This is a genomic window from Bacteroides gallinaceum (assembly GCF_030373775.1).
GTDB lineage: Bacteria > Bacteroidota > Bacteroidia > Bacteroidales > Bacteroidaceae > Phocaeicola > Phocaeicola excrementipullorum.
Map to the genome: position 1 here is coordinate 168,405 of NZ_JAUDEN010000002.1, position 25,342 is coordinate 193,746.

25 protein-coding genes and 2 tRNA genes are annotated in these 25,342 nt (G+C 46.9%); 17 read left to right on the forward strand and 10 right to left on the reverse strand.

The genetic code is table 11. The features are described 5' to 3' along the window. Positions 1–190 precede the first annotated feature (190 nt). Positions 191–1,087 (forward strand): PfkB family carbohydrate kinase, encoded by an 897-nt coding sequence (locus QUW60_RS01935; protein WP_258338492.1) that lies wholly within the window; start codon positions 191–193, stop codon positions 1,085–1,087. A gap of 90 nt (positions 1,088–1,177) precedes the next feature. Here the strand turns inward: QUW60_RS01935 and pstB are convergent, their stop codons facing one another. The 6 genes from pstB to QUW60_RS01965 form a co-directional block, all read right to left on the reverse strand. Then, positions 1,178–1,948, reverse strand: coding sequence for a phosphate ABC transporter ATP-binding protein PstB (gene pstB / locus QUW60_RS01940; protein WP_258338491.1), 771 nt, complete (start codon positions 1,946–1,948; stop codon positions 1,178–1,180). After that, positions 1,936–2,796 carry a phosphate ABC transporter permease PstA gene (pstA, locus tag QUW60_RS01945; RefSeq protein WP_258338490.1) on the reverse strand — a complete coding sequence of 287 codons (861 nt, stop codon included), beginning with the start codon at positions 2,794–2,796 and terminating at the stop codon, positions 1,936–1,938. The genes pstB and pstA overlap by 13 nt, the downstream gene beginning before the upstream one ends. A 19-nt stretch (positions 2,797–2,815) precedes the next feature. Next, a complete protein-coding gene (gene pstC / locus QUW60_RS01950) occupies positions 2,816–3,673 on the reverse strand; it encodes a phosphate ABC transporter permease subunit PstC (protein WP_258338489.1) in 858 nt (285 codons plus the stop codon). Between the two features lie 12 nt (positions 3,674–3,685). Next, complete coding sequence (gene pstS, locus QUW60_RS01955; RefSeq protein WP_434736774.1) at positions 3,686–4,699, reverse strand: phosphate ABC transporter substrate-binding protein PstS; 1,014 nt, start codon at positions 4,697–4,699, stop codon at positions 3,686–3,688. Positions 4,700–4,789: 90 nt separating this feature from the next. Then, a complete protein-coding gene (locus QUW60_RS01960; RefSeq protein ID WP_289558249.1) occupies positions 4,790–5,788 on the reverse strand; it encodes a hypothetical protein in 999 nt (332 codons plus the stop codon). A gap of 238 nt (positions 5,789–6,026) precedes the next feature. Further along, positions 6,027–7,565 (reverse strand): alpha-N-arabinofuranosidase, encoded by a 1,539-nt coding sequence (locus QUW60_RS01965; protein WP_289558250.1) that lies wholly within the window; start codon positions 7,563–7,565, stop codon positions 6,027–6,029. A gap of 340 nt (positions 7,566–7,905) precedes the next feature. Here QUW60_RS01965 and mltG point away from each other — a divergent pair, with 340 nt between their 5' ends. Continuing rightward, positions 7,906–8,937, forward strand: coding sequence for an endolytic transglycosylase MltG (mltG, locus tag QUW60_RS01970; protein ID WP_289558251.1), 1,032 nt, complete (start codon positions 7,906–7,908; stop codon positions 8,935–8,937). An 11-nt stretch (positions 8,938–8,948) separates the two neighbouring features. Here the strand turns inward: mltG and QUW60_RS01975 are convergent, their stop codons facing one another. Together QUW60_RS01975 and QUW60_RS01980 are read right to left on the reverse strand one after the other, a co-directional pair. Then, positions 8,949–9,638 (reverse strand): potassium channel family protein, encoded by a 690-nt coding sequence (locus tag QUW60_RS01975; RefSeq protein WP_258338484.1) that lies wholly within the window; start codon positions 9,636–9,638, stop codon positions 8,949–8,951. A gap of 2 nt (positions 9,639–9,640) precedes the next feature. After that, positions 9,641–11,470, reverse strand: a complete 1,830-nt coding sequence (locus QUW60_RS01980; protein WP_258338483.1) for a TrkH family potassium uptake protein — start codon at positions 11,468–11,470, stop codon at positions 9,641–9,643. Positions 11,471–11,801: 331 nt separating this feature from the next. Between QUW60_RS01980 and QUW60_RS01985 the strand changes: the two genes are divergently transcribed. The 3 genes from QUW60_RS01985 to QUW60_RS01995 all read left to right on the forward strand — a co-directional run bounded on the left by QUW60_RS01985 (position 11,802) and on the right by QUW60_RS01995 (position 13,509). After that, positions 11,802–13,166 (forward strand): TrpB-like pyridoxal phosphate-dependent enzyme, encoded by a 1,365-nt coding sequence (locus tag QUW60_RS01985; protein WP_258338482.1) that lies wholly within the window; start codon positions 11,802–11,804, stop codon positions 13,164–13,166. Between the two features lie 162 nt (positions 13,167–13,328). Continuing rightward, positions 13,329–13,403: transfer RNA gene (locus QUW60_RS01990), tRNA-Glu, on the forward strand. A gap of 34 nt (positions 13,404–13,437) precedes the next feature. Next, positions 13,438–13,509: transfer RNA gene (locus QUW60_RS01995), tRNA-Glu, on the forward strand. 214 nt (positions 13,510–13,723) lie between these two features. Here QUW60_RS01995 and QUW60_RS02000 read toward each other — a convergent pair. Together QUW60_RS02000 and QUW60_RS02005 are read right to left on the reverse strand one after the other, a co-directional pair. Next, complete coding sequence (locus tag QUW60_RS02000) at positions 13,724–14,092, reverse strand: helix-turn-helix domain-containing protein (RefSeq protein WP_289558252.1); 369 nt, start codon at positions 14,090–14,092, stop codon at positions 13,724–13,726. Next, on the reverse strand, positions 14,092–14,514 hold the full coding sequence (locus tag QUW60_RS02005) for a helix-turn-helix domain-containing protein (RefSeq protein ID WP_289558253.1): 423 nt from the start codon (positions 14,512–14,514) through the stop codon (positions 14,092–14,094). The genes QUW60_RS02000 and QUW60_RS02005 overlap by 1 nt, the downstream gene beginning before the upstream one ends. A gap of 306 nt (positions 14,515–14,820) precedes the next feature. Here QUW60_RS02005 and QUW60_RS15090 point away from each other — a divergent pair, with 306 nt between their 5' ends. From QUW60_RS15090 to QUW60_RS02060, 12 genes are all read left to right on the forward strand, one after another. After that, the gene (locus QUW60_RS15090; protein ID WP_353479588.1) at positions 14,821–15,327 is read left to right on the forward strand and encodes a response regulator transcription factor; all 507 of its coding nucleotides are present in this window, start codon (positions 14,821–14,823) and stop codon (positions 15,325–15,327) included. A gap of 26 nt (positions 15,328–15,353) precedes the next feature. After that, the gene (locus tag QUW60_RS02010; protein ID WP_289558254.1) at positions 15,354–15,692 is read left to right on the forward strand and encodes a hypothetical protein; all 339 of its coding nucleotides are present in this window, start codon (positions 15,354–15,356) and stop codon (positions 15,690–15,692) included. Next, a complete protein-coding gene (locus QUW60_RS02015) occupies positions 15,689–15,880 on the forward strand; it encodes a hypothetical protein (RefSeq protein ID WP_072543044.1) in 192 nt (63 codons plus the stop codon). The genes QUW60_RS02010 and QUW60_RS02015 overlap by 4 nt, the downstream gene beginning before the upstream one ends. Positions 15,881–16,459: 579 nt before the next feature. Then, the gene (gene dnaG / locus QUW60_RS02020; RefSeq protein WP_289558255.1) at positions 16,460–19,660 is read left to right on the forward strand and encodes a DNA primase; all 3,201 of its coding nucleotides are present in this window, start codon (positions 16,460–16,462) and stop codon (positions 19,658–19,660) included. A 453-nt stretch (positions 19,661–20,113) separates the two neighbouring features. Further along, on the forward strand, positions 20,114–20,596 hold the full coding sequence (locus QUW60_RS02025) for a hypothetical protein (RefSeq protein WP_072543048.1): 483 nt from the start codon (positions 20,114–20,116) through the stop codon (positions 20,594–20,596). Between the two features lie 57 nt (positions 20,597–20,653). Beyond that, a complete protein-coding gene (locus QUW60_RS02030; RefSeq protein WP_289558256.1) occupies positions 20,654–21,070 on the forward strand; it encodes a hypothetical protein in 417 nt (138 codons plus the stop codon). Between the two features lie 57 nt (positions 21,071–21,127). Next, a complete protein-coding gene (locus QUW60_RS02035) occupies positions 21,128–22,162 on the forward strand; it encodes a Clp protease ClpP (RefSeq protein ID WP_258362643.1) in 1,035 nt (344 codons plus the stop codon). Position 22,163: 1 nt separating this feature from the next. Further along, positions 22,164–23,159, forward strand: a complete 996-nt coding sequence (locus tag QUW60_RS02040; protein WP_289558257.1) for a hypothetical protein — start codon at positions 22,164–22,166, stop codon at positions 23,157–23,159. A 3-nt stretch (positions 23,160–23,162) separates the two neighbouring features. Continuing rightward, positions 23,163–23,765: a hypothetical protein gene (locus QUW60_RS02045; protein ID WP_289558258.1), complete on the forward strand. Its 603-nt coding sequence runs from the start codon at positions 23,163–23,165 to the stop codon at positions 23,763–23,765. A gap of 18 nt (positions 23,766–23,783) precedes the next feature. Further along, positions 23,784–24,587, forward strand: a complete 804-nt coding sequence (locus tag QUW60_RS02050; RefSeq protein WP_289558259.1) for a hypothetical protein — start codon at positions 23,784–23,786, stop codon at positions 24,585–24,587. Further along, positions 24,584–25,084: a C4-dicarboxylate ABC transporter gene (locus QUW60_RS02055; protein ID WP_258362639.1), complete on the forward strand. Its 501-nt coding sequence runs from the start codon at positions 24,584–24,586 to the stop codon at positions 25,082–25,084. The genes QUW60_RS02050 and QUW60_RS02055 overlap by 4 nt, the downstream gene beginning before the upstream one ends. After that, the gene (locus tag QUW60_RS02060) at positions 25,059–25,340 is read left to right on the forward strand and encodes a hypothetical protein (protein ID WP_204471177.1); all 282 of its coding nucleotides are present in this window, start codon (positions 25,059–25,061) and stop codon (positions 25,338–25,340) included. Before QUW60_RS02055 ends, QUW60_RS02060 begins: the two co-directional genes overlap by 26 nt. The last annotated feature ends 2 nt before the right edge of the window (positions 25,341–25,342 follow it).

Consider the following 25,342-nt stretch of genomic DNA (forward strand, 5'->3'; position numbering starts at 1 on the left):
TCCGCCCCGAAACTTTCGGAACAAACCGCCCAAAGTTACAGATTTGTTTCTTTAAAAAGCCATTTCTGCCGTTATTTTATAGGTTAATAAGTAAAAATTAGCTATAAAAACAGAAGAAAATGCCATTTACGGACTTACAAAACACTAAAAATATACGTACCTTTGCGGGCAAAAACAGAATTAATAGCTCATGAACGACATCTGCTGCATCGGGCATCTGACATTAGACAAAATTGTCACGCCACGAAAAACGACTTACATGCCGGGAGGCACGTCCTATTATTTTTCATACGGCATACAGCATCTTAAAGACTCTAAAAACTACAAGCTCGTAACGGCACTGGCTCCCAGCGAATACAACACCGTGGAGGAGATGAGAAAGAAGGGCATACAGGTGGAAGTGCTGCCAAGCAAACATACGGTCTTTTTCGAGAATACCTACGGAGAAAATCAGGACGAACGGACGCAGCGTGTGCTTGCAAAAGCCGATCCGTTCACCGCCGACGAACTGAAACACGAGGAGGCCCGATTCTTCCATCTCGGAAGCCTGCTGGCAGATGACTTTCCGCTGGAAGTGGTGAAGCTGCTCGCGCAAAAAGGCATTCTCGCCGTGGATGCGCAAGGTTATCTGCGCGAAGTGAAGGGCGAGCATGTGTATCCGACCGACTGGAAAGAAAAAAGGGAGGCGCTGAAATACATCGATATCCTGAAAGTCAACGAACAGGAGGCGGAAGTGCTGACCGGACACAAAGACCCGAAGAAGGCGGCCAGACAGCTTGCCGAATGGGGAGTCAAGGAAATACTGCTCACCCTGGGAAGCCTTGGATCGCTCATCTACGCGAACGGCAAGTTCTACAAGATTCCGGCTTATCCTCCCAAAGAGGTGGTAGACGCTACCGGATGCGGAGATACATACGTGCTGGGATACCTGTACATGCGCAACAAAGGCTTCTCATGCGAAGAAGCCGGGTGTTTTGCCGCCGCCATGTCTACCATCAAGCTGGAAAAAAGCGGCCCGTTCTCCGGCTCGGAAGAAGATATCTGGAATATCCTGCGCACAAGCAAGCTGAAAGCGAAAACGGTTTGAACGGGCACCGGCCCAGATCCAACGCAAACAAACAAGGGTGTTTCCGGCTTCCATACCGAGAACACCCTTATATATTGCTGTGCAGACTGGTTATCCCATCTTTCCGGTCAGATAAGAACGTGTACGTTCGTCCGACGGATTTTCAAACATCTTCTTCGTATCATCATATTCGATCAGCTCACCCAGGAACATGAACATGGAACGGTCGGAAATACGCATGGCCTGCGACATGTTGTGAGTCACGATCAGGATTGTCACTTCTTTCTTCAGCTGGTCCATCAAGTCCTCAATGTGCTTGGTTGCGATCGGGTCGAGAGCCGAAGTCGGTTCGTCCATCAGCAGCACATCCGGCTGCAAGGCCAAAGAGCGCGCGATGCACAAGCGCTGCTGCTGTCCGCCAGAGAGGAATGTTCCTCTCTTTGTCAACGAATCCTTCACTTCATCCCACAAGGACACGTTGCGCAAGTTGCGCTCAACGATTTCTTCTTTCTGGGATTTTGACAGACGGATTCCGTTCAGGATATATCCGGCAAGCACATTGTCGAAAATGTTCATTGTCGGGAACGGATTCGGACGCTGGAACACCATACCGATACGGCGACGTTCAACCATCGGCTCCATCTCGAGCACATTCTCCCCGTTAAGAAGGATTTCGCCTGTCACGCGGATGTTCTTATACAGCTCGTGCATACGGTTTACGGCACGCAGCAGGGTACTCTTACCGCATCCGGACGGTCCCATGATGGCTGTAATAGAGTTTTTCTCGATATCAGCGCTGACATGCTTTACAGCCATCACGCTGCTGGTATATGAGATACATACATCTTTTATCTGAAGAATCGGGTCTTTTATACTTTCCATTTCTTTGCAATTCGTTTAGCTAATAAATTCAAACATAATACAAATGCCAGCAGGAACAGGGATGCTCCCCAAATCAAGTTCTGCAGGTTCGGGTCGTTGAAGAATTCCCAGATAAGCAAGGGAACCGCCGACATGGGCTTGGTCATGTTCCAACTGATGGCCGCACCGCCCAATGCGGTAAACATCAGCGGGGCCGTTTCGCCAACGACGCGCGAGATAGCCAGCAAGATACCGGTAAAGATACTTCCAAGAGCAGTAGGAACCATCACTTTCAGCATCACCCGCCAGTAGCTTCCTCCCAATGCCAGACCGGCCTCCTTCAATGTTTCGGGCAACACTTTCATCGTTTCTTCCGTAGAACGGATAATCAAAGGAAGCATCATGATAAACAGTGCCACGCTACCCGCAATGGCCGAATAGCCCTTCATCGGCACAACAACCCAAATATATGTAATAATACCTATGATAATAGAGGGAGTACCCTGCAACAAGTCGGTCAGATAGCTGACAAATGTCGCAAACCAGCTTTTCCGGTATTCAGACAGACAGATACCGCAAAGGATACCCACCGGAATTGCCACCACAGCCGCCAAAAGCAGCATCAGAAAAGTACCGATAATGCCGTTGGCTATTCCGCCCGGCATTTCCTCACCAGCCTGAGCGGCAAGCATGGCCTTGTATGCGTTTGGCGTAGCTTCCGTGAGGAACGACCATCCCAACTGATTCCAACCTTTGATGAGCACTTCACCTAAAATGGCCAGCAACGGAATGGCTGTCACCCCCGACAGCACACAAACCAGTATGAAAAGAAGCCGGCTCTTGAATATACGAAACTTTACTTTATCCATATAGCACTCTATTTACAAGTTAGACATGGCGGGCACGGCGAATCAGAATCTTTCCGATAATGTTGATTACAGCCGTAATCAAGAACAAAAGCAGACCGATGGCAATCAATGAAGAAAGCTTCAAGCCGTCAGCTTCACCAAACTGATTGGCGATGATACTGGCCATCGTATTACCTGTGGTGCGCAGCGTATCAGGCATCTGATTGGTGTTTCCGATAAGCATCGTCACGGTCATCGTTTCACCCAATGCGCGGCCAATGGCAAGAATGAAGGCTGAGAAAATACCGGAACCGGCCATAGGGAATATCACCCGGCGGATCACTTCAGCACGCGTAGCTCCCATTGCATAAGCTCCTTCCTTCAATTCGGCAGGAACCATCTTGATAAACTCGGCGCTCAAGGAAGCTGCATAAGGAACGATCATAATCGCCAGAACGAAAGATGCTGTCAAGATGCCGGAACCCTGAGGAGAAAGATCCAAATACATGAATGCCCCGCGAAGCACATAAAATCCCCACAAGCCATAAATGATGGAAGGAATGCCGGCCAGCAAGTCGATTACCGTTCCCAGAATGGCGGCAATCTTACGCCCCTTGAAATATTCACCCGTAAACAAAGCAACCGGCAGCGAAAAAGGAATACACATGATCAATGCCAAGGCAGTGGTCAGCAAAGTACCCGTAATGAACGGAAGCGCTCCGTAGCTTTCTTTACCTGCCGTAGTCACCCAATCATCAGAAAACACGAACTTCCAGAATCCGAACTCTTCAAACGCACCGGAAGCATCAACGGTGAGGGAGAGAATGATTCCCCCACCGATGATTGGTATAAGCACAGCAGATAAAATCAGTAAAACTTTAAATATTTTATCCTGCATAAACGACGTTTTTTATTTTAAAATCGGCTGTCCGTCGTAAGTAACGGTCTTCAGATTTTGCAGACTCAGTTCTACTGCTTTCTTAGGCAGCGGAGCATAGTGTACCGTAGCCGTTTTCTGCTGAACGCTGTCAGACAGCATATACTGCATCAGCTCTACAGTAGCCTTTGCCTGATTCATGCTGCGGTCGCCATAATGCTGTTCCTGATATACCAGCAGCCAGGTGAAGCAACTGATAGGATATGCGCCTTCCGCATCTGCATCAGTAATCGAGCAGCGAGTATCCTGAGGGATGTCGCCGGCAGCGGCAGAAATGCTTTCAGTGGACGGAGTGATCAGCTCGCCGCGTTTGTTCATCACGCTTGCATAAGGAATCTTCTGAGCAAAAGCATATTCAGAACCGATGTAGCCGAACGAATACGGAGTCTGAGCGATGATTCCCGCAACGCCCGGGTTGCCTTTGGCTGCCTGGCCTACAGGAAAGTCAACGGTCTTGCCTGCCCCGTAAGTGTTCTTCCAGTTTTCACTCACCTTCGACAGATAGTCAGTAAAGATGAAAGTAGTGCCGCTGCCGTCCGAACGGTAAGCTACGATAATGTCTTTGGCAGGAAGCTTCACCTCCGGATTCAGTTCAACCAGACGGGCATCGTTCCATTTTGTGATCTTGCCTGCATAAATATCAGCAATAACGTCACCCGAGAGGTTCAGTTTCACCACATCAGGCAAATTGTAAGCCAGCACAACAGCTCCCATACAAGTCGGGATATGCACAACCGGCTTCATATCTTTCATTTCCTCATCTGTCAGGAACGCATCGCTTCCGGCGAAATCAACGATTTCATCTTTCAGATTACGCACGCCACCGCCGCTGCCGATGCCTCCGTAAGAAACTTTGTTTCCGGTTGCAACATCGTAGCCTTCGAATGACATGTTGTAAAAAGGAAGAGGGAAAGTTGCTCCTGCTCCGCTTAACTCTACTGATTCACCGGCTTTCTGTCCGCCACATGCAGCGAATGACAATGCCATTGCGCCCGCAATTAAAGGTAAATAAAACTTTTTCATTTGTTTATAAAATTAGAAACTGTTAGTCATCAATCATGTATCTCACTTCATGCATCAAAGTGCGAATGACGCATTCAGATAAAAATAGCCCGACTTGTCCACTCCGTCGGCCTTGGGCGACCATATGCGGAAATTGGGAGCGAGCTTGATGTATTTCCCGAGCTTGAACTCTGCGCCCAGAATGCCGGCCATACCGTCGGAAGCATTGTTCCAGTCGTGCTTCGAATCGAGATAGTCCCAACGTCCGAACATTCCGATATTTTTGTTGAACTGCACCGAAGCGTAGGCGGACACACCGCTCTGGTCCTGGTCCTTCACATTCTTTGCATTCGACTGCCAGTTGTATTCGGCAGCCACGGAAAATCTGGAATTCTTGTATCCCATAAATGCGGCCACGTTGGTTATGCCCTCCAAGTTATCTTCGGGAGCCTCGTTGAACGAACCGTAGGCACGGATCACAAAGCCCTTGACCGGTGTTACGGTTACGCCTGCACCGTATTGCAGACCGTCTTTCACCTGCACTTTCTTATAGCCTTCCCCGTTGGTCAGAATCACATCGGCCGACACGACATCATTAAACTTATAAGCTGCCGAAACCGCCAGATCGGCACTGCTGCCGAACTTGTATTCATCCTGAAACGACTTCATCACATAGCGTTTCCCCCAAAAGTCTTCCTGAAGCTTGAACTGAGTCGTACTGATCAAGCCGGCATTCAATGTCCATTTCCCGCTTTTCCAGCTGATCATTGCATTCTTGACATAGCCTATGCGCTGATAGTCCCCCACATCATCCGACTGCCCAAAGTCCATCACCGCCTTCAGCTGCAATCCGTGAGGCAGACTATACTGATAGCCGATATAGGCACGGTCCAGATCAAAGCCTCTGTCATCGTTCACATTTCCGAAACCCGTGTGAAAGTCCGAAAAGATAGTAATTATAGCCGAACCTTTCTTCTGGTCATCCTTGGACTGCACCTCATTGTTTTCAGCCAGCGCAGGAACCGACAGCAGGCATCCGACCATCCCCATTATTATCAATTTCATTACATTCATAAGAAAAACAATTAATTCTCTGACCTTAGTTTTTATGGCGCAAAGGTCGGGAATAGATGTTACAAACATGTTTCAACCTTTTAAAGATAGCGTAACATTGTATTACATTTCTGTTACAAAGCCATCAGAAAGCCCTCCAGACGCAAATGCCCCTTATCCTGCGTGGCAGAAATCCGCCATGTCGGGATAAAGGGGCAGCGTTCAGAACCGGAAAGAGCCAGTCCGGCCTGCATACATATCAGTTGATTTCTAAAGTGACAATCGATTTGGCCGGGAGCTTCACCACAATGCCTTCTTTCGTTATCCTTGCTCCATTGAAGCTTTTCAGCGCAACGGCATCCGGCTTGTCGAACGTGTTGCAATCGCCGATATGCCCGGAGGTGAGAATGCATCCGCTCACCGACTTTCCGCTGATGCCGTCAAGCTTTACGGTCACTTCCTGTCCGTTTTCCAGATCCACATTCGACAAAGACACATGAATCTTTCCAGCCTTGTCGCGTGACGCTGTGGCACTGATCATCGGAAGAATGCGGTTGTCACGCACAATTCTGCGCTCGCACTGCAAGTCAAGAGGCAGATAAACGGCATCCTGATGCACGTTGTACATCTTAAAGACATAATAGGTGGGAGTCAGCACCATCTTGTCGCCCTTAGTCAGAATCATGGAATGCAGCACATTTGCAATCTGGGCGATATTGGTCATCTTCACGCGGTCGGTATATTTATGAAAAATATCGAGCGTCAGCGAAGCCACGAAAGCATCGCGCATCGTATTCTGCTGAAACAGATGGCCTGGCACCGTACCCGGCTCTTCATCCCACCATGTCCCCCACTCGTCTACCATCAGCGTGATCTGTTTTTTCGGATCATATCTGTCCATGATTGCCATGTGGCGTTTCAGCACATCTTCAATCTCGCGGCATTTCCCCAGCGTCCAATAATAATCGTCGTCCGTAAAGCGGGTTGCAGAACCTTTGCTTCCGGTCCATCCCGCCACCGTATAATAATGTAAGGAAACCCCGTCCATGCGGTGGCCGATATTCTTCATCAGCACCTCCGTCCAGTTATAGTCGTAATCGCTGGCACCGCTGGCTATTTTAAACAGCACGTTTCCGTTGTAGTTGCGGCAATAAGTGGAATAGCGGCGGTAAAGGTCGGCATAATATTCGGGACGCATGCTTCCCCCGCACCCCCAGCTTTCGTTGCCAACGCCGAAATACTTCACCTTCCACGGCTTTTCGCGCCCGTTTTTCCGCCGCAGGTCAGCCATCGGGCTTCCCGATTCAGAAGTCATATATTCCACCCATTTCGCCATTTCCTCAACGGTGCCGCTCCCCACATTGCCGCTGATATAAGGCTCGCAGCCCAGCATTTCACAGAGATTGAGAAACTCGTGCGTTCCGAAACTGTTATCCTCCACAGTTCCTCCCCAGTTGTTGTTCACCATGTGCGGACGGCTCTCGCGCGGACCGATTCCGTCCATCCAGTGATATTCATCGGCAAAGCAGCCTCCCGGCCAGCGCAGCACGGGCACTTTCAGTTCCTTTATCGCATCGAACACATCCTTGCGGTAACCGTTGACGTTAGGAATCGGAGAATCCTCCCCCACCCACAATCCGCCATAGATGCAGGTGCCAAGATGTTCGGCAAACTGCCCGTAGATTTCTTTCGGTATAATCTGTTTTCCCTGTTCGGTATGAACGGTCACGGTAGTTTCCGGCTGTGCGGAAAGAGCCGCCGAAAAACACAGGGCCATGCCCAGAAGTGCATTTTTCATAATTTGAAATTTTAAGTGATGATGAATTAAAGCGTTATCTCACCACAAAAATAAAAAAGTTTATTTATAAAACAAAGCTCCCTCCGATTTTAATTGTAAAAAACACACGTTTTGCAAGAAACAGGCAATCCAAACGTTTTCTGCCCGGAAAAACATTCCGCCTCATCCCAAAAAGTTCTGTATCTCCAGCCTCGAGATATACATCTCCAGACTAAAGATATGCATCTCCAGGCTGGGGATATGCATCCCTAGCCTGAAGACAGAGAATGCTTCAAGGCACCTGCAACTTTCTGTCATGATTCCACTTTTTTTGTTACCTTTGTCCGGACAAAAACAAAACATGAACATGAACCGAAAAAAAGCCGCATTCGCTATAAGCGCAGCTGCACTGCTGGTAGCTCTGTGCGCAGCCGTTCCGCTCAGTATGCTGATGAATCATCCCATCCAAAGAGGCTCCGGATCTCTGCTGTACATTGACGAAGACGACACGGAAGACTCCGTTTGCACAAAGCTGGAAGAACAGTTCAGCGCAAGGAGGCTCACCGGATTCAAGCTGCTGGCTTCCGTCAAGGACTATAAAAGCCACATACACACGGGAGCATACAGGCTTTCAGCCGAAGAAACCACACTCCAGCTTTTCCGCAAGCTGAACAACGGACACCAGACCCCCGTCAGGCTGGTGGTTCCAGGCGTGCGGACCATCGGAAGAATGGCGGCAACGGTAGGCAGGCAAATCATGGCCGATTCCGCCCGGATCGCATCGCTGCTGAATGACAGCGCCTATTGCGCATCGCTCGGATACAGCAAAGAAACGCTTCCGGCATTTTTCCTGCCCAACACTTACGAAGTGTACTGGGACATGACGGCGGAAGACTTTGTGAAACGCATGAAAAAAGAATACGCCCGCTTTTGGAACAGACAGCGGAAAGACAAGGCCGAGGCAGCCGGACTTACGCCCGTTGAAGTGTGCACGCTGGCATCAATCGTTGAAGAAGAAACGGCAAACAAAAGCGAAATGCCCGTGGTGGCAGGACTCTATCTGAACCGGCTGCGCATCGGAATGCCTCTCCAGGCCGACCCTACCGTAAAGTTCGCTTTGCAAGACTTCGGGCTTCGACGCATCCTGCACAAGCATCTGGAAACGGACAGCCCGTACAATACCTATAAAATACAAGGGCTTCCGCCCGGACCAATCCGCATAGCATCTATCCATGCCATCGAAAGCGTGCTGAACTATGCGCATCACGATTACCTGTATATGTGCGCAAAGGAGGATTTCTCCGGCACACACAATTTTGCGCATACGCTCGCACAGCATCAGGCCAATGCCCGCCGATACCAGCAGGCACTGAACAGAAGGAACATCCGGTAGGCAGCTTCCGCTTACCGGACGGATTTCCAGAACTGGGTGAAGCGGGAATAAGGCCCGTAACATACCAGCATATCGTTCAAAGACAACTCATAGTCTTCCGGGAACTCGTTGGCAACATTCCGCTCCACGACAGAAATGCCGAGGCAATTCAAAGCCACGTTGCCCCGGACCAGTGAAATGATTTTCAGCCCGAACTCCGTTTCAAGATTCAGGTCGTTGGCATGATAGCCTTCAAGCTTCTTCGGAAGGCGGAACTTGAACACATAATTGCTTTCGTCCACTTGAAACGATTCTACCTCAGAACTCAAGTCGAGCGACTGTGCCAGCTCGCGGGCGGCATCCTGTTCCGGGGTCAGAATCCGGTCAATAGAAAAGGCTTCGAGCACGGCACGGTGCACATCGTCTACGGCGCGGGCAAAAATATGCTTCGCCTTGTTCTTCTTCAGCAAAGAAACAATGCGCACGGAAGCTCCAAAGTTATCTCCGATGGCTACAATCACGAGGTCTACGTTTTTTACAGGAAGCACAGAAAGTGCCAGATCATCCGTCGCGTCAAGCACAAACGAAGTCGCCATCTTGTCCTTCACCCGGTCAACATGCAGCTCGTCCTTATCCACTCCTACCACCTCATGCCCCAATGCAGTCAGCTCTTCAGCCAGGAGGCCTCCATAATGTCCCAAACCAATAATCAGATATTTCATAATCAGTTGATAATTATATTGTCACTCGGATATTTATAGTTCCGCTTCTTTTCCTGCCTGATCAGTCCCGTGGCCAGCGTAAAGGCTCCGACGCGCCCCACAAACATCATCAGAACAATCAGAATCTTGCCCCAGCCGCCCAGCTTCGGTGTCAGGTCAAGGCTGGAACCGACCGTGCTCAACGCCGAAATGCATTCGAACACAATGGCCAGCAAAGGAGCGTCAGGCTCAAGCATGCTCAATATGAACATTCCCGCAAAAGCGATCATCAGGTAAAGCATGATTACGGCGTTCGAACGCCGGATGGAATCATGCGAAAGTTCGCGCCTCAGTATCGTAACATGCTCCGAGCCGCGGATAACCGCCCACAGATTCAGCATAGCCACGGCAAACACGTTGATTTTCACACCTCCGGCAGTTGACTGCGTGCCGCCTCCGATTACCATCAGTATCAGCATGAACAGCAGGGTCTGCACCGAAAAAGAAAGCAGAGGCACGCTGACAAAACCGGCTGTACGCGGACACGATGAGTTGAAGAAGGAGTGCACCAGCTTGTCTGCCACCGGCATGCCTGCCAAAGCCTGGTTCCACTCGATGACTGCAATGACAAGCGTTCCCACCACAAGGAGTACGGCCGTACAGACAAGCACGATCTTTGTGTTCAGGTTATACAGATGCACACGCTTGTCAAACCGGCGCGAACGTCCGAACACTTTCCACTTCCAATAGCCCAGATAGTAGGAAACCGTTTCATACAGATTCACCAGAATCGGGAAACCGATGCCGCCCAAAGCAATCAGCAGTCCCAGCGTTATATAAAGCAGGTTATGATTCTGCATGACCAGAGGATTGCTCATCCCGCCGGGCAGAATGGAGAAGCCGGCATTGCAGAATGCCGATATCGAATGGAAAGCAGAAAAAAACAGCTCTTCGTCCAGCGTCATGCCTAATGTCCCGTGAATGCTGTACCAGATTACCAGCATGCCGATGCCCTCAATGGTCAAGGTAAATCCCAATATATATAATAAGGTAGAAAGCAACGAGTTGAGCGAATTGGAGCTGATCATGTCCCCCACAACCAGCTGATTGTAAATGGATGTGTTGCCCATGAAAAACATCGCGAAGAAACTGGTCAGCGTCATCAAGCCCAAGCCTCCTATCTGGATGAGCAGGATGATGATGATCTGCCCCTCGAGCGTGAAGGTGGAAGGCACATCCACTGAAACCAGACCGGTGACGCAAGTCGCGCTGGTGGCCGTAAAGAGAGCATCTATCCAGTGAATGCCGTCATACGTAGCTCTCGGAAGCAAGAGCATGCCCGTTCCCAGAAGAATGATGACAAGAAAGCTCCCGGCAAGAATAAGCGGAGGATTTGTCCGCTTGCCCATCAGCCGGACCAGACTGCCCGAAAGCTGATAGAACGAATAGAGAAGCAGAATGGCCCCCCGGTAATAAGGACTCCGGAAAAAGGCCCATATCCAATAGACCTCCGTGCCGGATTCGGGCTGATGAAAGACAACGGGAAGAAGAGTGAGATAGAGCAAGACGCTCAGCACCCACGTCCATGGGGTAAATTTATAGGGCGAGTCGTCCTGACGGAAAACAATCTGCAAAGTCATGCTCAGCAGAAAGACAACCCACACACTCCGGTAAACCCAATGAATGATGGCACGCTCGCCTTCGGATATCCTGAAGCCGTACTCATAAACGAGCGCAGCCAGAAACGCTACCGCACATACATAAGTAATCCCAAGCATCCAGTTCACAAGCTGGTTGATGCGGGGCAGAAGCAACTTTTTGCGGTATAAAAACAATCGTTCCCAATAGTCCATACAATAACATAATGTTGACAGGCAAAAATACGCATAACTGCTGAAAAACATGTTTACCGATGACCATTCCTGCCCTTCTTATAGTTTTTTAACAATACACACTTCTTTTTCTTCCGAATTTCTGCCCCTAAAAGTACAAGGAAAGACCGGAAACTTGAGCGGCCAGTTCAAGAAAGGCGGGCGGACAACTCCCGGAACTTCTCCCGCCAACTCTGACAGGCACATGTATCGGGCATTTTTTGGCACGGAAAACAAAGAAAAAAGAAGAATCAGTTGCTTGTTATCATTTATTTCCATATTTTTGACGGAAACTATAAATTTGAAAGCAAATATGGATAAAAAACAGAAAAGATTCATCCTTCAGGAAGATGAGATACCCAGATACTGGTACAACATCCAGGCCGACATGAAAAACAAGCCCATGCCGCCGCTGAACCCTGCCACCAAGCAGGCTCTCAAACCGGAAGATCTCTATCCCATCTTCGCAAAAGAGCTTTGCCACCAGGAACTGAACCAGACTGATCCGTGGATTGAAATACCGGAAACCGTACGCGATATGTACAAATACTACCGCAGTACCCCACTGGTACGGGCCTACGGACTGGAAAAGGCGCTCGGTACACCCGCGCACATTTATTTCAAGAACGAAAGCGTAAGCCCGATCGGTTCGCACAAGCTGAACTCGGCGCTGGCACAGGCCTATTACTGCAAACAGGAGGGAATAACCAACATCACCACCGAAACCGGCGCAGGACAATGGGGCGCGGCACTGTCATATGCAGCCAGAGTGTTCGGACTCGAAGCCGCCGTTTACCAGGTGAAAATCAGCTACGAACAGAAGCCTTACCGCCGGAGCATCATGCAAACGTTCGGCGCACAGGTAACTCCTTCTCCGTCCATGTCTACGCGTGCCGGAAAAGACATCCTGACCAAGTACCCGAATCACCAGGGATCGCTGGGAACTGCCATTTCTGAAGCCATCGAACTGGCACGTACCACACCGAACTGCAAATATACACTCGGCTCTGTGCTCAGCCATGTTGCCCTGCACCAGACCATCATCGGACTGGAAGCTGAAAAGCAGATGGAAATGGCCGGCGAATATCCCGACGTGATCATCGGCTGCTTCGGCGGAGGATCCAACTTCGGAGGCATCGCCTTCCCGTTCATGCGCCACACCATTCTGGAAGGCAAAAAGACACGGTATGTGGCAGCAGAGCCTGCCTCTTGCCCGAAACTGACCAGAGGAAAATTTGAATACGACTACGGCGATGAAGCAGGCTACACTCCTCTTCTCCCAATGTATACCTTGGGACACAACTTCACTCCGGCCAATATCCATGCCGGCGGCCTGCGTTACCACGGTGCAGGAGTCATCGTATCGCAACTGCTGAAAGACGGACTGATGGAAGCCGTCGACATCCAGCAGCTTGAAAGCTTTGAGAGCGGATGCCTGTTTGCACGCACGGAAGGAATCATTCCGGCACCCGAATCGTGCCACGCCATCACAGCGGCCATACAGGAAGCAAACAAATGCAAGGAAACGGGCGAAGAAAAGGTTATCCTTTTCAATCTTTCCGGCCACGGACTCATCGACATGAGCGCATACGACCAATACCTGTCGGGGAACTTAACAAACTACACACTCCCTGAAGAGGAAATCGAAAAGAGCCTGAAAGACGTTCCACAAGTTTAAAACTTTTTCCATAAAATCATAGCATCCTTATCCTTTCAGCCCCCAAAAGGAGGATAAGGATGCTTTTTTTGAACTTTTTCTTCCCAAAAAGCTTGCAGAATCAAAAATAATCCGTACCTTTGCACCCGTGATTGAAAAACGCTTCATCACAAACATAGGATTGGCCCATTCGTCTATCGGTTAGGACGCAAGATTTTCATTCTTGAAAGGGGAGTTCGATTCTCCCATGGGCTACCAAAAAGCCAGCTGGAATTTCAGCGGCAAAAAGGATGGCCCATTCGTCTATCGGTTAGGACGCAAGATTTTCATTCTTGAAAGGGGAGTTCGATTCTCCCATGGGCTACGCAAGCAGGGCGCTCATTGTTGAGTGTCCTTTTTTTGTTTTCTATACCGCCCGGCGGAAAAACGACAGACACAATAAAAAACAAGGGCCGCAGCACCGCAATGCTGCAACCCTCATCATGCACGGGAAGAGAGGCTCGAACTCTATGGAAACTTTCTCCCTCCTTCCCTATCTTGATATTCAAGCTGTCACGTTTTCGAATTATGTGATTATTTTATATTGTTTGTCCCAAATCTGTCCGACTTTCAGCGGAGTTAACCAGCTGATTCATTTGCTCTAAGAGTAGAATTCTTTTATCTTTCTCTTCAAGCAGACGCTCCAGCAATTCGATTTTTTCTTTGTACTGCTGCTCATTATCTCCATGAGCTGATGGATAAGCCTTGAAAGGTTTCTCCCGTTCAAAGAACACGTCCATCGACACCCCGAAAAAATCCGCCACTTTTTCCAGACGTTTAACGGTGGGATTCCCGTTGACAATCTGAGCCAAAGAAGCATTGGCTTCAGTACCAAGGTATCTTAAAAGCTCCTTGTTAGGTATATTTCTTTCTACCAATAACTGTCTAATAATATTGCCATTATACATTATTTCTTCATTAACACTTGAATTAATCTTTCTTTCTCAGCTAACAGTTCCTTTAGATGCTCTACCTCTTTTTTAGATTCATTCAATAGGATGTCACTACTTACACTATTTAAGTTTCCGTTAATTGTAACATTGTTTCCGATACTCTTTACGGCCTGAATTTCACGAACAAAGAATGTATCAATGGAAACCTCAAAGAAGTCTGCTATCTTTTCCAGAGTATTACAATTCGGTATACTTGTTCCCTTAATGATATTATCTAAGGTAGATTTTGTTATACCTGCATAATTATATACATCTATCTTTTTAGCCCTTTTATTCTCTATTAAATCATTAATAATACGACCGTTAAACATCCTTTCTTCTATTTTTAATGAGTATAAATAAATATACCTATTATCAAATAATGGATATTTTATCATCCATATTAGACAATAAAGAATACCTTTGTGTTATAAAATTAATAATTAAATCAATAGCAAATAATATAATCATCTAAAAAGTAACAGAAATGGTAATATCTAACTATTATTTATCTCTATCGGGTAAAGTGAAAAGTAAGTTCATTCAAGATGTAATTGAATTGTGCGGAATATCCTACCCTTCTTTCTTCTACAAGATGAGAAACAATTCCTGGACCAAACTTGAACGCGAAGCGATAGAGAGGTTTATTCAAAAAAATAATGAGAAATCAAGTTGAGTTCTACAACACGCCATCAGGCTATGTGATGTGTGATGACGGCAACTATACGACTCGGCTATCAGAATCCAGCCGGGAAGTAGTAGATGAATTGCTTGATACCATACGAGAGTGTTATTCCGATGCGTACCGCGCACTTGAACAATGCTATTCCAAGTCAAGCAAAAATTCCAGATACCAAAAATTCAGAATAGTGAATCGCTTCATACGATGTAATTGTGGAGAACTGGATACCCAAAAGATAGATTTTATCGACGGGAATATCAATATCGAGCAAGTACATTGTCCTCTGAGAGGTTCCGGTGACTGTCAGTATGAGAATGTGATATGCAATCCCAAACGTACATCAGCCCTTACCGTAAGACAGCTACAAATAGCAGCTGCACTAGCCGAAGGACTGACCCCACAGGAAGTATCAGACAGATTATATATCTCAATCCATACGGTACACAATACCATACAGGCAATTAAGGTAAAACTAAACCTCAAAAATACTACCCAGATAATCTCCTGGTACAACAATATGAATAAGTAAAATATTGATTAGTAGAAAATAAAATTATGGAATACGTCACTTCACCCAACTTAAAATCTCCAATGCTTCTTAACAAATACATAGGATTTACATTAGAAGAAATGGACCTTGCCGGTGAGATAATAACAAAGGCATTGGAAAAAGAACTGGCTAAAACAAAGAAAAGATATGAGAAATACCTGAGCATACAAGAAATCGGAGAAGCCACTACACGTCAGCAGACAATCTTATATAATGTTGAGCAAAGATACAATGAATTGGATACTCTTGTACACGACCTGAAAGGACTGATAGATTTGAGCAAAAAACTGAGAGACCCAAATCGATTAAAACCAAACATGGGAGAACAAGGAGGTCACATATGAAAGAAGGAGATTTGGTCATGGTTTCTGCCGAAGCCACAGGCTTAGGAGAGCCAATGGAAGCAATTATAGACAAGATAGAAACATTCATGGGACAAACCCTTGTCACGGTTACTTATACACGACCGACCGCATTATCCGGCCTCGGTGGTTGCTTTGTGGATGTACATATAACCTTAAAAGAATATTGAATTATGACAAGAAAAAAAGATATAGTAAAACTCAATAAACTGCACCTGATTAAACGTAGAAGGATGCAAAAGTTTCATGCTAGGAAATATATTAGACCATGCAAGAACTGTGGAGAGAATCAAGAATCAATACGATGTCTTCAAATGTTTGTGTCAATTAAATATTTAAATCTCGATTCTGAATTAAGAAGATGTGTTGGCACTTATAAAATCAGATTTCAGGAAAAAAATAAAAATTATTATGCAGATTAGACAGTGGTATTATGGGAAACATGAAATTACACAAAATGGAAGAATGGGAATCCGTCTTCCATACCAAACAAATTGAGCACGTCTATTACACTTCTGACATGCTGGTACGTAAGGTGACCGGTTACATTATAATATGCCGAAAATCGTTGAATAACGGTATCTCAAAAAATACACCCAGACGAAAACGAGTCCGATGGGATGGCTATGGACGTTGTTACAACATCAACAACAATACCCGTCTGCGTGACCACGACATACACTTCTAATCTATCTTTTATAAAGCCGGCAAATACCTGATATTTGCCGGTATCCAAAACACTCTAAAACATGATTTCCAACTCAGACATAGAAAAGATTCTTGACCGTGCCGACATAGTAGACGTAGTAGGACAATTCGTCCAGCTGCAACGGTCCGGAGTCAGATACAAGGCATGTTGTCCGTTCCATCAGGAAGACACCCCGTCCTTCATGGTAGACCAGGCACGCGGCTTATGGTACTGCTTCGGTGCTTGCAAAGAAGGTGGCAACGTCATTAAGTTTGTGGAGAAAATAAATAACATGAACTTCCCAGAGGCATGTCACTGGCTGGCCGACAAATACGGTATCGATATAGAAGACAAGAAAGAAGAGAAAAATCCGGAAGAGCTAAAGGCAATTCGCAAACGTGCGTCCATGTTCGCAATAAATGAATTTGCGGCTCAATACTTTCTTGCGAATCTGCAAAAAACAGAAGCTGACGCCGCACGGGCCAAAATCAAACAGAGATGGGGTGAGCAATATCCTCAGGAGCAGGGTATCGGTTATGCACTTCCTTCCTGGTCCGCTTTTGCAGACGCAGCCATCAAGGCCGGATACTCTGCCGACTTGCTGGTAGAGTGCGGACTGATTCGGAAGCGCAAGGAGGGTGACGGATATTATGACTTCTATCGTGACCGTATCATGATACCCATCCGCGACCGGTTCCGGAACATCATCGGGTGGACTGCCCGCGACATGAGCGAAGTAGATGGTACCCCCAAATACCTCAACTCCTGTCAAAGCGATATATATGACAAGTCCGACAGCATATTCGGTATTGACAACGCCATCAGGCAGGCTGCCAAAGAAGAAAAGTTTTATTGTGTGGAAGGTGCCCCCGATGTAATGCGCCTGCAATCCATCGGAATAAACAACACCATTGCCTCACTGGGTGCTGCCTGGACAAAGAAACAGTTCTACCAGATTAAAAGGTATGCCACTTCCCTTTGCTTTCTTCCGGACGCGGACGCCATCAAACCAGGCGAACAATACGGTACCGGAATAGCAGCCGTCATCAAGTCCGGCCAACTGGCTATGGAGTGCGGTTTCTCCGTATCCGTAAAGGAGATTCCATGTGGTGAAGGAAATACGAAAAATGATCCGGACTCTTACTGTACCAGCCGTACCAAATTCAAAGACCTTGACGAAGTAGATTTCATCACCTGGTATGCCGGATATGCCTTCAAGGCTGACGGTACCACCGAAGACAAAAGTTCAGCCGTATCCAAGATTGCCCAGATGGTGGCCATGGTTGGCGATGAAGTCAAAGAACAAATGTACCTGGAGCAGCTGAAGAAAATCTATAACCATAAGAATCTTTGGCTGACGGCCATCAACCGTGAAAAGAAGAAAATTTCCGAATCCAGGGCAGACAAGACACAGACCATCAACCGGGATTTGCTGGCCAAATATGGGTTCTTTGAGTCCAACAACTGTTATTACTCGACCAACGACGGGAAAGAATATCAGTGGTCAAACTTCGTGATGCAACCGATGTTTCATATCAAGGACTCTCTTAACCCCAAGCGATTGTACCGCATCAAGAACCAGAATCGTCAGGAGGAAATCGTGGAGATGAAACAGGAAGACCTGGTGTCGTTATCAAAGTTCAAACAGAAGGTCGAAGGACTGGGTAACTATATCTGGCTGGCTACCGAAAAAGAAATGACACGCCTGAAGATGTATCTTTATGAACAGACGGAAACCGCAGTGGAGATTACCCAGTTAGGGTGGCAGCGCAAAGGATTCTATGCGTTCGGCAATGGAGTATTTGACACCGAATGGCACCCGGTAGATGATTATGGCATCGTTCGCCTAGGCGATAAAGGAAACTACTACCTTCCGGCCTCCAGTCTGATTTACCGGGACGATGACAAGCTGTTCCAGTTCGAGCGGCGATTTGTCCACCTGAACTACTCCGGCATCTCCATGAGAGACTACTTTACCAAACTGGTAGGAGTTTTCGGAGATAATGCAAAAGTGGGTATCTGCTTCCTCCTGGCCACATTGTTCCGCGACGTGATTACCGGTTATACCAAGAGCTTCCCCATCCTGAACCTGTTCGGGCCGAAAGGTTCAGGAAAGTCAGAGCTCGGTCACAGCCTGATGTCCTTGTTCATTATCGACAACACACCTCCCAACATTCAGAATGCCACTATCCCGGCACTGGCCGAGCTGGTAGCACAATGTTCAAACGCCCTGGTACATATTGATGAGTTTAAAAATAACATTGACATCGACAAACGCGAATACTTGAAAGGTTTATGGGATGGAGCCGGGCGCAGCCGTATCAACATGGACAGAGACAAGAAGCGTGAGATAACAGCCGTTGACTCAGGAGTCATCCTTTCCGGACAGGAGATGGCAACAGCTGATATAGCTCTCTTCAGTAGACTTATATTCCTGACGTTTTCCAAATCAGAATTTACCGATGCGGAAAAGAAACGATACAGCGAACTGGTAGACATTCGCAAACGAGGCCTGTCACACCTGACCCTTCAAATATTGCGTCATCGGGCCAAGATGGAGCAACAGTTCGTCAGTAACTTTCATTCCTGTTTGTCTGACATTATTGAAGGACTGGGGGCGGAGAAAGTGGAAGACCGAATCTTGCGTAACTGGATCATACCGCTGGCAGCCTTCAGAACGCTCGAGGGTGTACTTGACTTGCCGTTTTCATACCAGGATATTCGCAAGGTTACACTGGATGGCATAATCCGTCAGAATGCAGAATGTAAAAGCAACAATGAATTGGCCAACTTTTGGAATGTGGTATCTTATCTGCAGCAGGATGGTGAGATATTTATCGAAGGTGACTACCGTATAGAATATGTCAATAAGTTCAAAAGCAACCTGATAAAGATTGAGCAGCAGTATCAGGAACCCAAGGCCATCCTTATGATGCGCAAGAACCGCATCTTCATGCTGTATAAAAAGTTCGGCAAGCAAGTTGGCGATTCAATTCTTCCGGAAGGCTCGCTGGTGTACTACCTGGAGAACTCCAAGGAATACATGGGTAAAAAGAACTCAGTCCGGTTCAAAAACATACAGCGTGGTGTGGAAGTTCAGAAAATGGAAACGACTTCCACCGGAGGAATATCCTACAAAAAAACTTCGACACCGGACATTGCCCTGTGTTTCGATTACAAGATGATTAAGGATACTTATAATATTAACCTCGAGGTAGAGGTGGAAGGCAATGAGACTACAAATGATGATTTAGATGAGTAATAAAAATGGTTTTAGAGTTGTAGAAAGGCGTGGCGTCGTGAGGACGCTGCGCCTTTTTTTATATGCCCGGAGCAGTACTCACCCTTTTCAAATGGGGTGAAAAAGGCTTCTACACTTTCTACACCTTCTACAATGTTAATAATGAGATATTTATATATTCTACATACATTCTACAAACCTTCTACAAAATTCTACAAAATGCCGTTTTTGTTAAAACCTTCTACAAATTACTTCATTTTCTACATAATTTCTACAATTGTAGAAGCCTTATAAAATTATAAGCTATTGATTACCAGTATATTTTATTTTCTGTAGAAAGTGTAGAAGGTGTAGAAGGCAAAAAGTATGTCATATCTGGAAATATACTTTTTGCTTTTGGAGCAGATTAATGACAAATTTATTTATCTAAAAAGTAATATATATATTATATTTGTAATAGATAATCAATTCATTATGAGCCACATTGTGTTTTATATCAAACTGGAGCCTTATTTAAAGCAATGGCTTCACAATAGCCTGGGAAATCCGGTGGTATTTCCACCACAGAGTAATGAGAATGCTGTTATCCGCCGTTTCCTCCGGAAAAGGCCACCGGAAGTTCAGCCGGAAATGGCAGAAGACGAATTGACAGCCATCGTCATTCCCGACAGCAAAGCCAAGCCGCCGCAATATTATAACTACCTGGGTAAAAAAGCCAAGGCAGCTGTAAAGGAGACCATCGAAGACCTGTTCCGGGCGAACCTCTGGAATGAGATGAGCGACCTGACCAAGCGCGATTGCGGCCTGAACAAGACCATCGCAGCCTGGTGTGAAATGCACGGCATCGATGACGACTATTCGGAGACTGTCAGACAGAAATACTACCGCATGAGGACCAGTTATAGCCGGAGAGGTATCTTTTTAGGTTCTTTAACCAGAAAACACTCGGATGAGTAGGCCGTTTTTATACAAACCCAAACAACACCGAACACACATAATCCAATAACGATAATCATGGTACACCTGATTCAGAACATTAGAAAAGTAGAATGCATCGAGGCCTATCACCTTCAGCATTCAGACATCATAGCCGACCGGGGAGTATGGCTGAATGTCTACCAGCAATTCAGCCCAATTTCGACTATCGGGCTGAGTTCAGTCGAGATTTCCGACAAAATCGAGAACAGACAACGCATTTTCACCACCAAACTCACCATGTTCCGGTCAAAGAAGCTGCTACCTGGTGCCAAAAAGTTCTGCTTCAAGGTAACAACCGTCACCGGCTCCCAGTTCCTGATTGGCTCATCCGAAAAGCCCTACCCCGTCATACAAAACGAAGAGACTTTTCCGTCCGCAGCCAGTGGACGGGCAGGTGTTACCGTCACAGTAACCCTGACCTCCCCTATTCCGATGCTTGCCATATTAGATTAGAGTCTTTTTATGCAATATATATAAGGTATAATATTGCGTAGACTAATTTTCGACAACATGGATTATAGTATTAGTATTGATTCACACATCGGTCCTTGGGGATATTCAAAGAACTATATCCGAAGCCAGATGTCAGGTTTGAAAAACAAGCCTGTCAATGTGCGTGTATCGTCCCTTGGTGGCTCGGTGGACGATGCGCTCGACATCCGGCAGCAGTTTCTTGATCACGGCAACGTGACTTGCTACCTGTATGGATACGTGGCCAGCGCGGCTACCATCCTGGCTACCGGTGCCAAGAAAACCTGCATGTCCAGATATGCATTCTACCTTATTCATAAAGTGTCAAACTGGGTGGATGCCTGGGGCAACTACAACGCCGACCAGATTCAGCAGCTTATCGACGACCTGAAGGCCAACAAGCTGGAGAATGACAAAATGGACTTGGTGCTGGCCAACCTCTACGCCAACAAATGCAAGAAAAAAGTGGATGACATTCTTCCAATCCTGAAAGAAGGACGATGGCTTACTGCCCAGGAAGCACTTGAATACGGATTCATTGACGAAATCGTAGAAGACGGCTCAAAACTGAACTTCGACGATGCCATGAAGACCCGCTTCAACATGTTCCATCTTCCGGCTTTGCCTGCGATGGAGGACAAGACCGAAAGTCCGGAAGCAGAAACAGCACCCAGTTGGTTCAACAATTTCGTGAACAAATTCTTCAAGGGACACCAGCCGGATACTCCACAGGCACAAAATAAACCACTCAATCATTCAACAACACAAATGAAAAAGGATTATCAGAAAGTCAATTCCATCTTGAAAATCGAGGGTGTGGAAGTTGACAAGGATGGTAAGGTAACGCTTACCGAAGAACAGGTCAAGGCCCTCAATGACCGCATCACCAATCTGGAACAGGAATCTTCTGATAAAGACAATCAGATTTCGGAACTGAAGAAGCAGAATGAACACCTGAAAAAAACCGATGGTGAAGACACCACTCACATTAATGGTGACGAAGGTGAGGATGATGACCTCACAAAGCTCAACACAGCACAAGAAATGTTCAACAACGTAAAAGAATTGTTATAATATGGCAGATACAAAAGGTTACGTACAGATTACTGATGAACAGCTTGCCAAGTCGGCTGTCAAGTATAGAAAAGAATTGCTTATGATGCCTGTTCTTGCCATGGCTTCAACTTTGCAGCACATGTCTCAGAGACCTGGTGTTATAGGGAAAGAGACTGTAGGTGAAATTAATGGTGACATTGAACTCGGGCCGTATGATGAAGGGCGTGTTGATGAAAATGGTGTATCCATTGATCCGCGTACATTAGAGACTTTCTTAGGTAGCGTAGTGAAAAAGTTTTCCCCGAACTCTGTATGGCAAACAGTTTATGGCAACTTGATTTCAAAGGGGGAAGCTTTAAAGAATGTCGACATCACCCGTCAGGTTCTTGCTTTCCTTTCTGCTAAACTCGGAGCTAATCTTAATGCTGTCTTATGGTCTGCTAAACGTAATGAGAGTGGAACAAAATCAAAAGACCTTTTTAATGGTTTTGATACCATCACAAAAACAGAAATGGACGCTTCCAAGATTTCTGCAGACCTTAAAAACATGTTTACTATCGAGGCTATCAGCAAAGACAATGCTGTGGATGTTTTAAAGGAATTCTACCGTGCTGCCGACCCTGTGTTGCGAGAAACTCAAACTAAACTGTTTATTCCTCAGGGTGTTTATGACAACTATGTAGACGATTATCAGGCTACCGTTGGCCATGTTCCTTATAATACATCATTTGAGAAGACGTTTCTCGAAAGTTCTAACAATAGATGTGAGCTGGTTCCTCTGGCTAACAAAGCCGGTTCCGCTTTCATTCACCTTACTACAAAAAGTAATATGCTTGTTGGTTACGGTAATGGTGCTGATAAGGAAACGATTCTGGTAGAAAAGCATCATCCATTCAAACTTGACTTTGTTGCTACCATGTTTTTTGGTGCTGAATTTGAAACAATTTCTAAAGAGCGTCTGCTGGTGGGTACCATCGACGGTACAACTCCGGTTCTCGCTGGCATAGGAGGGTAAATTATGGCAGTAGATTGTACAAGCAAAGGGATGTACGAATCCCTTTCCTGGTGTCCAGGTCAGACCTCGACACCAGGTATCAGACGTAAGGTGTTCTTTATTCCAAAAAGTTGGATTAAAAAATGGCCGGTTCTTCCTGCTATTGACGGAGCAGAAAGCATGGCTGCATTAGCCACATACGAAGGCGACTTTGTGCTGGCAGCTGACAAAAAATGGCAGTATATAGAATTACTGACCACTAAATCGTCCATCAACGCAGAGTCACAGGGTGAAATGCCTTCCAAGACTATTCTGAACAAAGCAACGCTGGTTCACGCAGGTACAGATGAAGAAGCCTCCGGTTTCTGTCGCCAGGCCAACATCGATGAATTGATCTTTCTTTGTCAGCAGAAGAATGGTAAGTTCCGCGTAGTCGGTTCTGAAGCTTTTGACCCTTCAGTCACCATTTCACAAACTTCAGGAGAAGGAGACACCGGTACTGCTGGTACCACCCTAGAGGCACAGTGTACGGACATTTGCCCGTCACCGTTCTACACAGGTAAAATCGAAACAGAAGATGGCGACATTTCCGGAGCGGATGGTAGCGCAATCCTTCCGGGTGGATAATAATAGGAGGCTACAGTTATGTACATAGATGAACAGTTAACCATAAACATGCAAGGCTGGCTCAATACGGAGCCGGCCTTGCGTGACCTGATGAAAGGTGCGGAAATGGTGCTCAAGCTGACCCGTAACCGCATCCTTTATCAGAATATTTCCCACAATCCGCAGAAGTTTGCGAGTAAGATTGAATATGAGCTGAAGAAACACCTGGCCATTCGCCTGGACCGAAAGACGATTCAGGACGTGGTCAAGATGGACAAAGAGCTGGTTCCGGCCGTAGCTGAAACACTGGCCACCTTCCAGCCTGAAATCAGTTCTGACGACGACACACCGCAAGAAGCGACCATTGCTAAAGGCAAACGCGCGGATCATGATTCACTACCCGAAGAAATCCGTCAGCTGTGGGAAGACAACAAAGACATCTACTTCCGTTTGAAGCAGACTTTTGAGACTTTGAAAACCATGAAGGATGCTCTTCCATGCGACAGGTACGAATACCTGAAGCAACTGGAAGAGCTGGATGCCAGATATCGGGATAACATGAACAAGTACGACCATTTCAATCCGGACAATCAGGGTGCAGACGGTACAGAAGGTGAATCACCTGAAGACCCTGCTGAAATGGCCAAAAAAGTCAGTGCAGCCCGCGGCTATCTGTCAGACAACAAGAAGAAACTGGCAGAGCTGAAGGAATCCGGAGACCAGGAGAAGTACGAGAAGCTGCTGGCCAAAGTACAGCAGAGATACGACTTCCTTATCTCCACTGGAAACAACGTAGGAGAAGACCAGGTGAATGCCTTACGTGAATTAGGGTTGAAAGCATGAAACATGTAAACCGATTGCTGAAGCCGTTATCCGATGTGCCGTTACAGGCGTACCTGGATAACCGGCTTCAGCTTTTTGATGTCCTCGAGTTCATCCTGTCACAGACCGGACCGGCTAAAGTCTACGTGTCTACCTTCTCTACTTCCGAGGAGTTCTTGCGCAGATTGTTCTCCCTCCGAAAACGGCAGCTGATTCTTCACTCTGTCCTGATGGCAGACCTGAAGGCAGCCAAGAAGACTGTAAATCTGTACACCTTTATGTCTTCCGTATTCGATGATGTGTACCTCACGGAGAATCACTCCAAGGTACTGCTTATCGAGAACGACCGCTGGATGGTTACAGTCGTTACCAGCCAGAACCAGACGCGAGGAAACCGGACCGAATGTGCAATGATCACGACGCAGCCAGACCTCTTCCTTACCTTACGAGACCAGTTTTCCGAAATTATTAATACCCGCAGCATACACCTCAATGGAATTCACTTCAGCACAGATTGACAGAATCAAGGAACTTGCCACGATGCTTACCCCGGTATCAGACATTGCAGTCCTGATGGACGTAGACGAACGACGTCTGCGAGAAATCATTTCCGACAAATCCCATCCGGCCAGCATAGCCTACCGCAAAGGGAAAGCCGAACGGGCATTGCAGATCCGGCAAAACGAACTGGAATTGGCCGAAGCCGGAAGCCCGCTGGCGGTGCAGCTTGTGGGTTCCTACATCCGTGACATGGATTCCGACGAAGATTTATAACT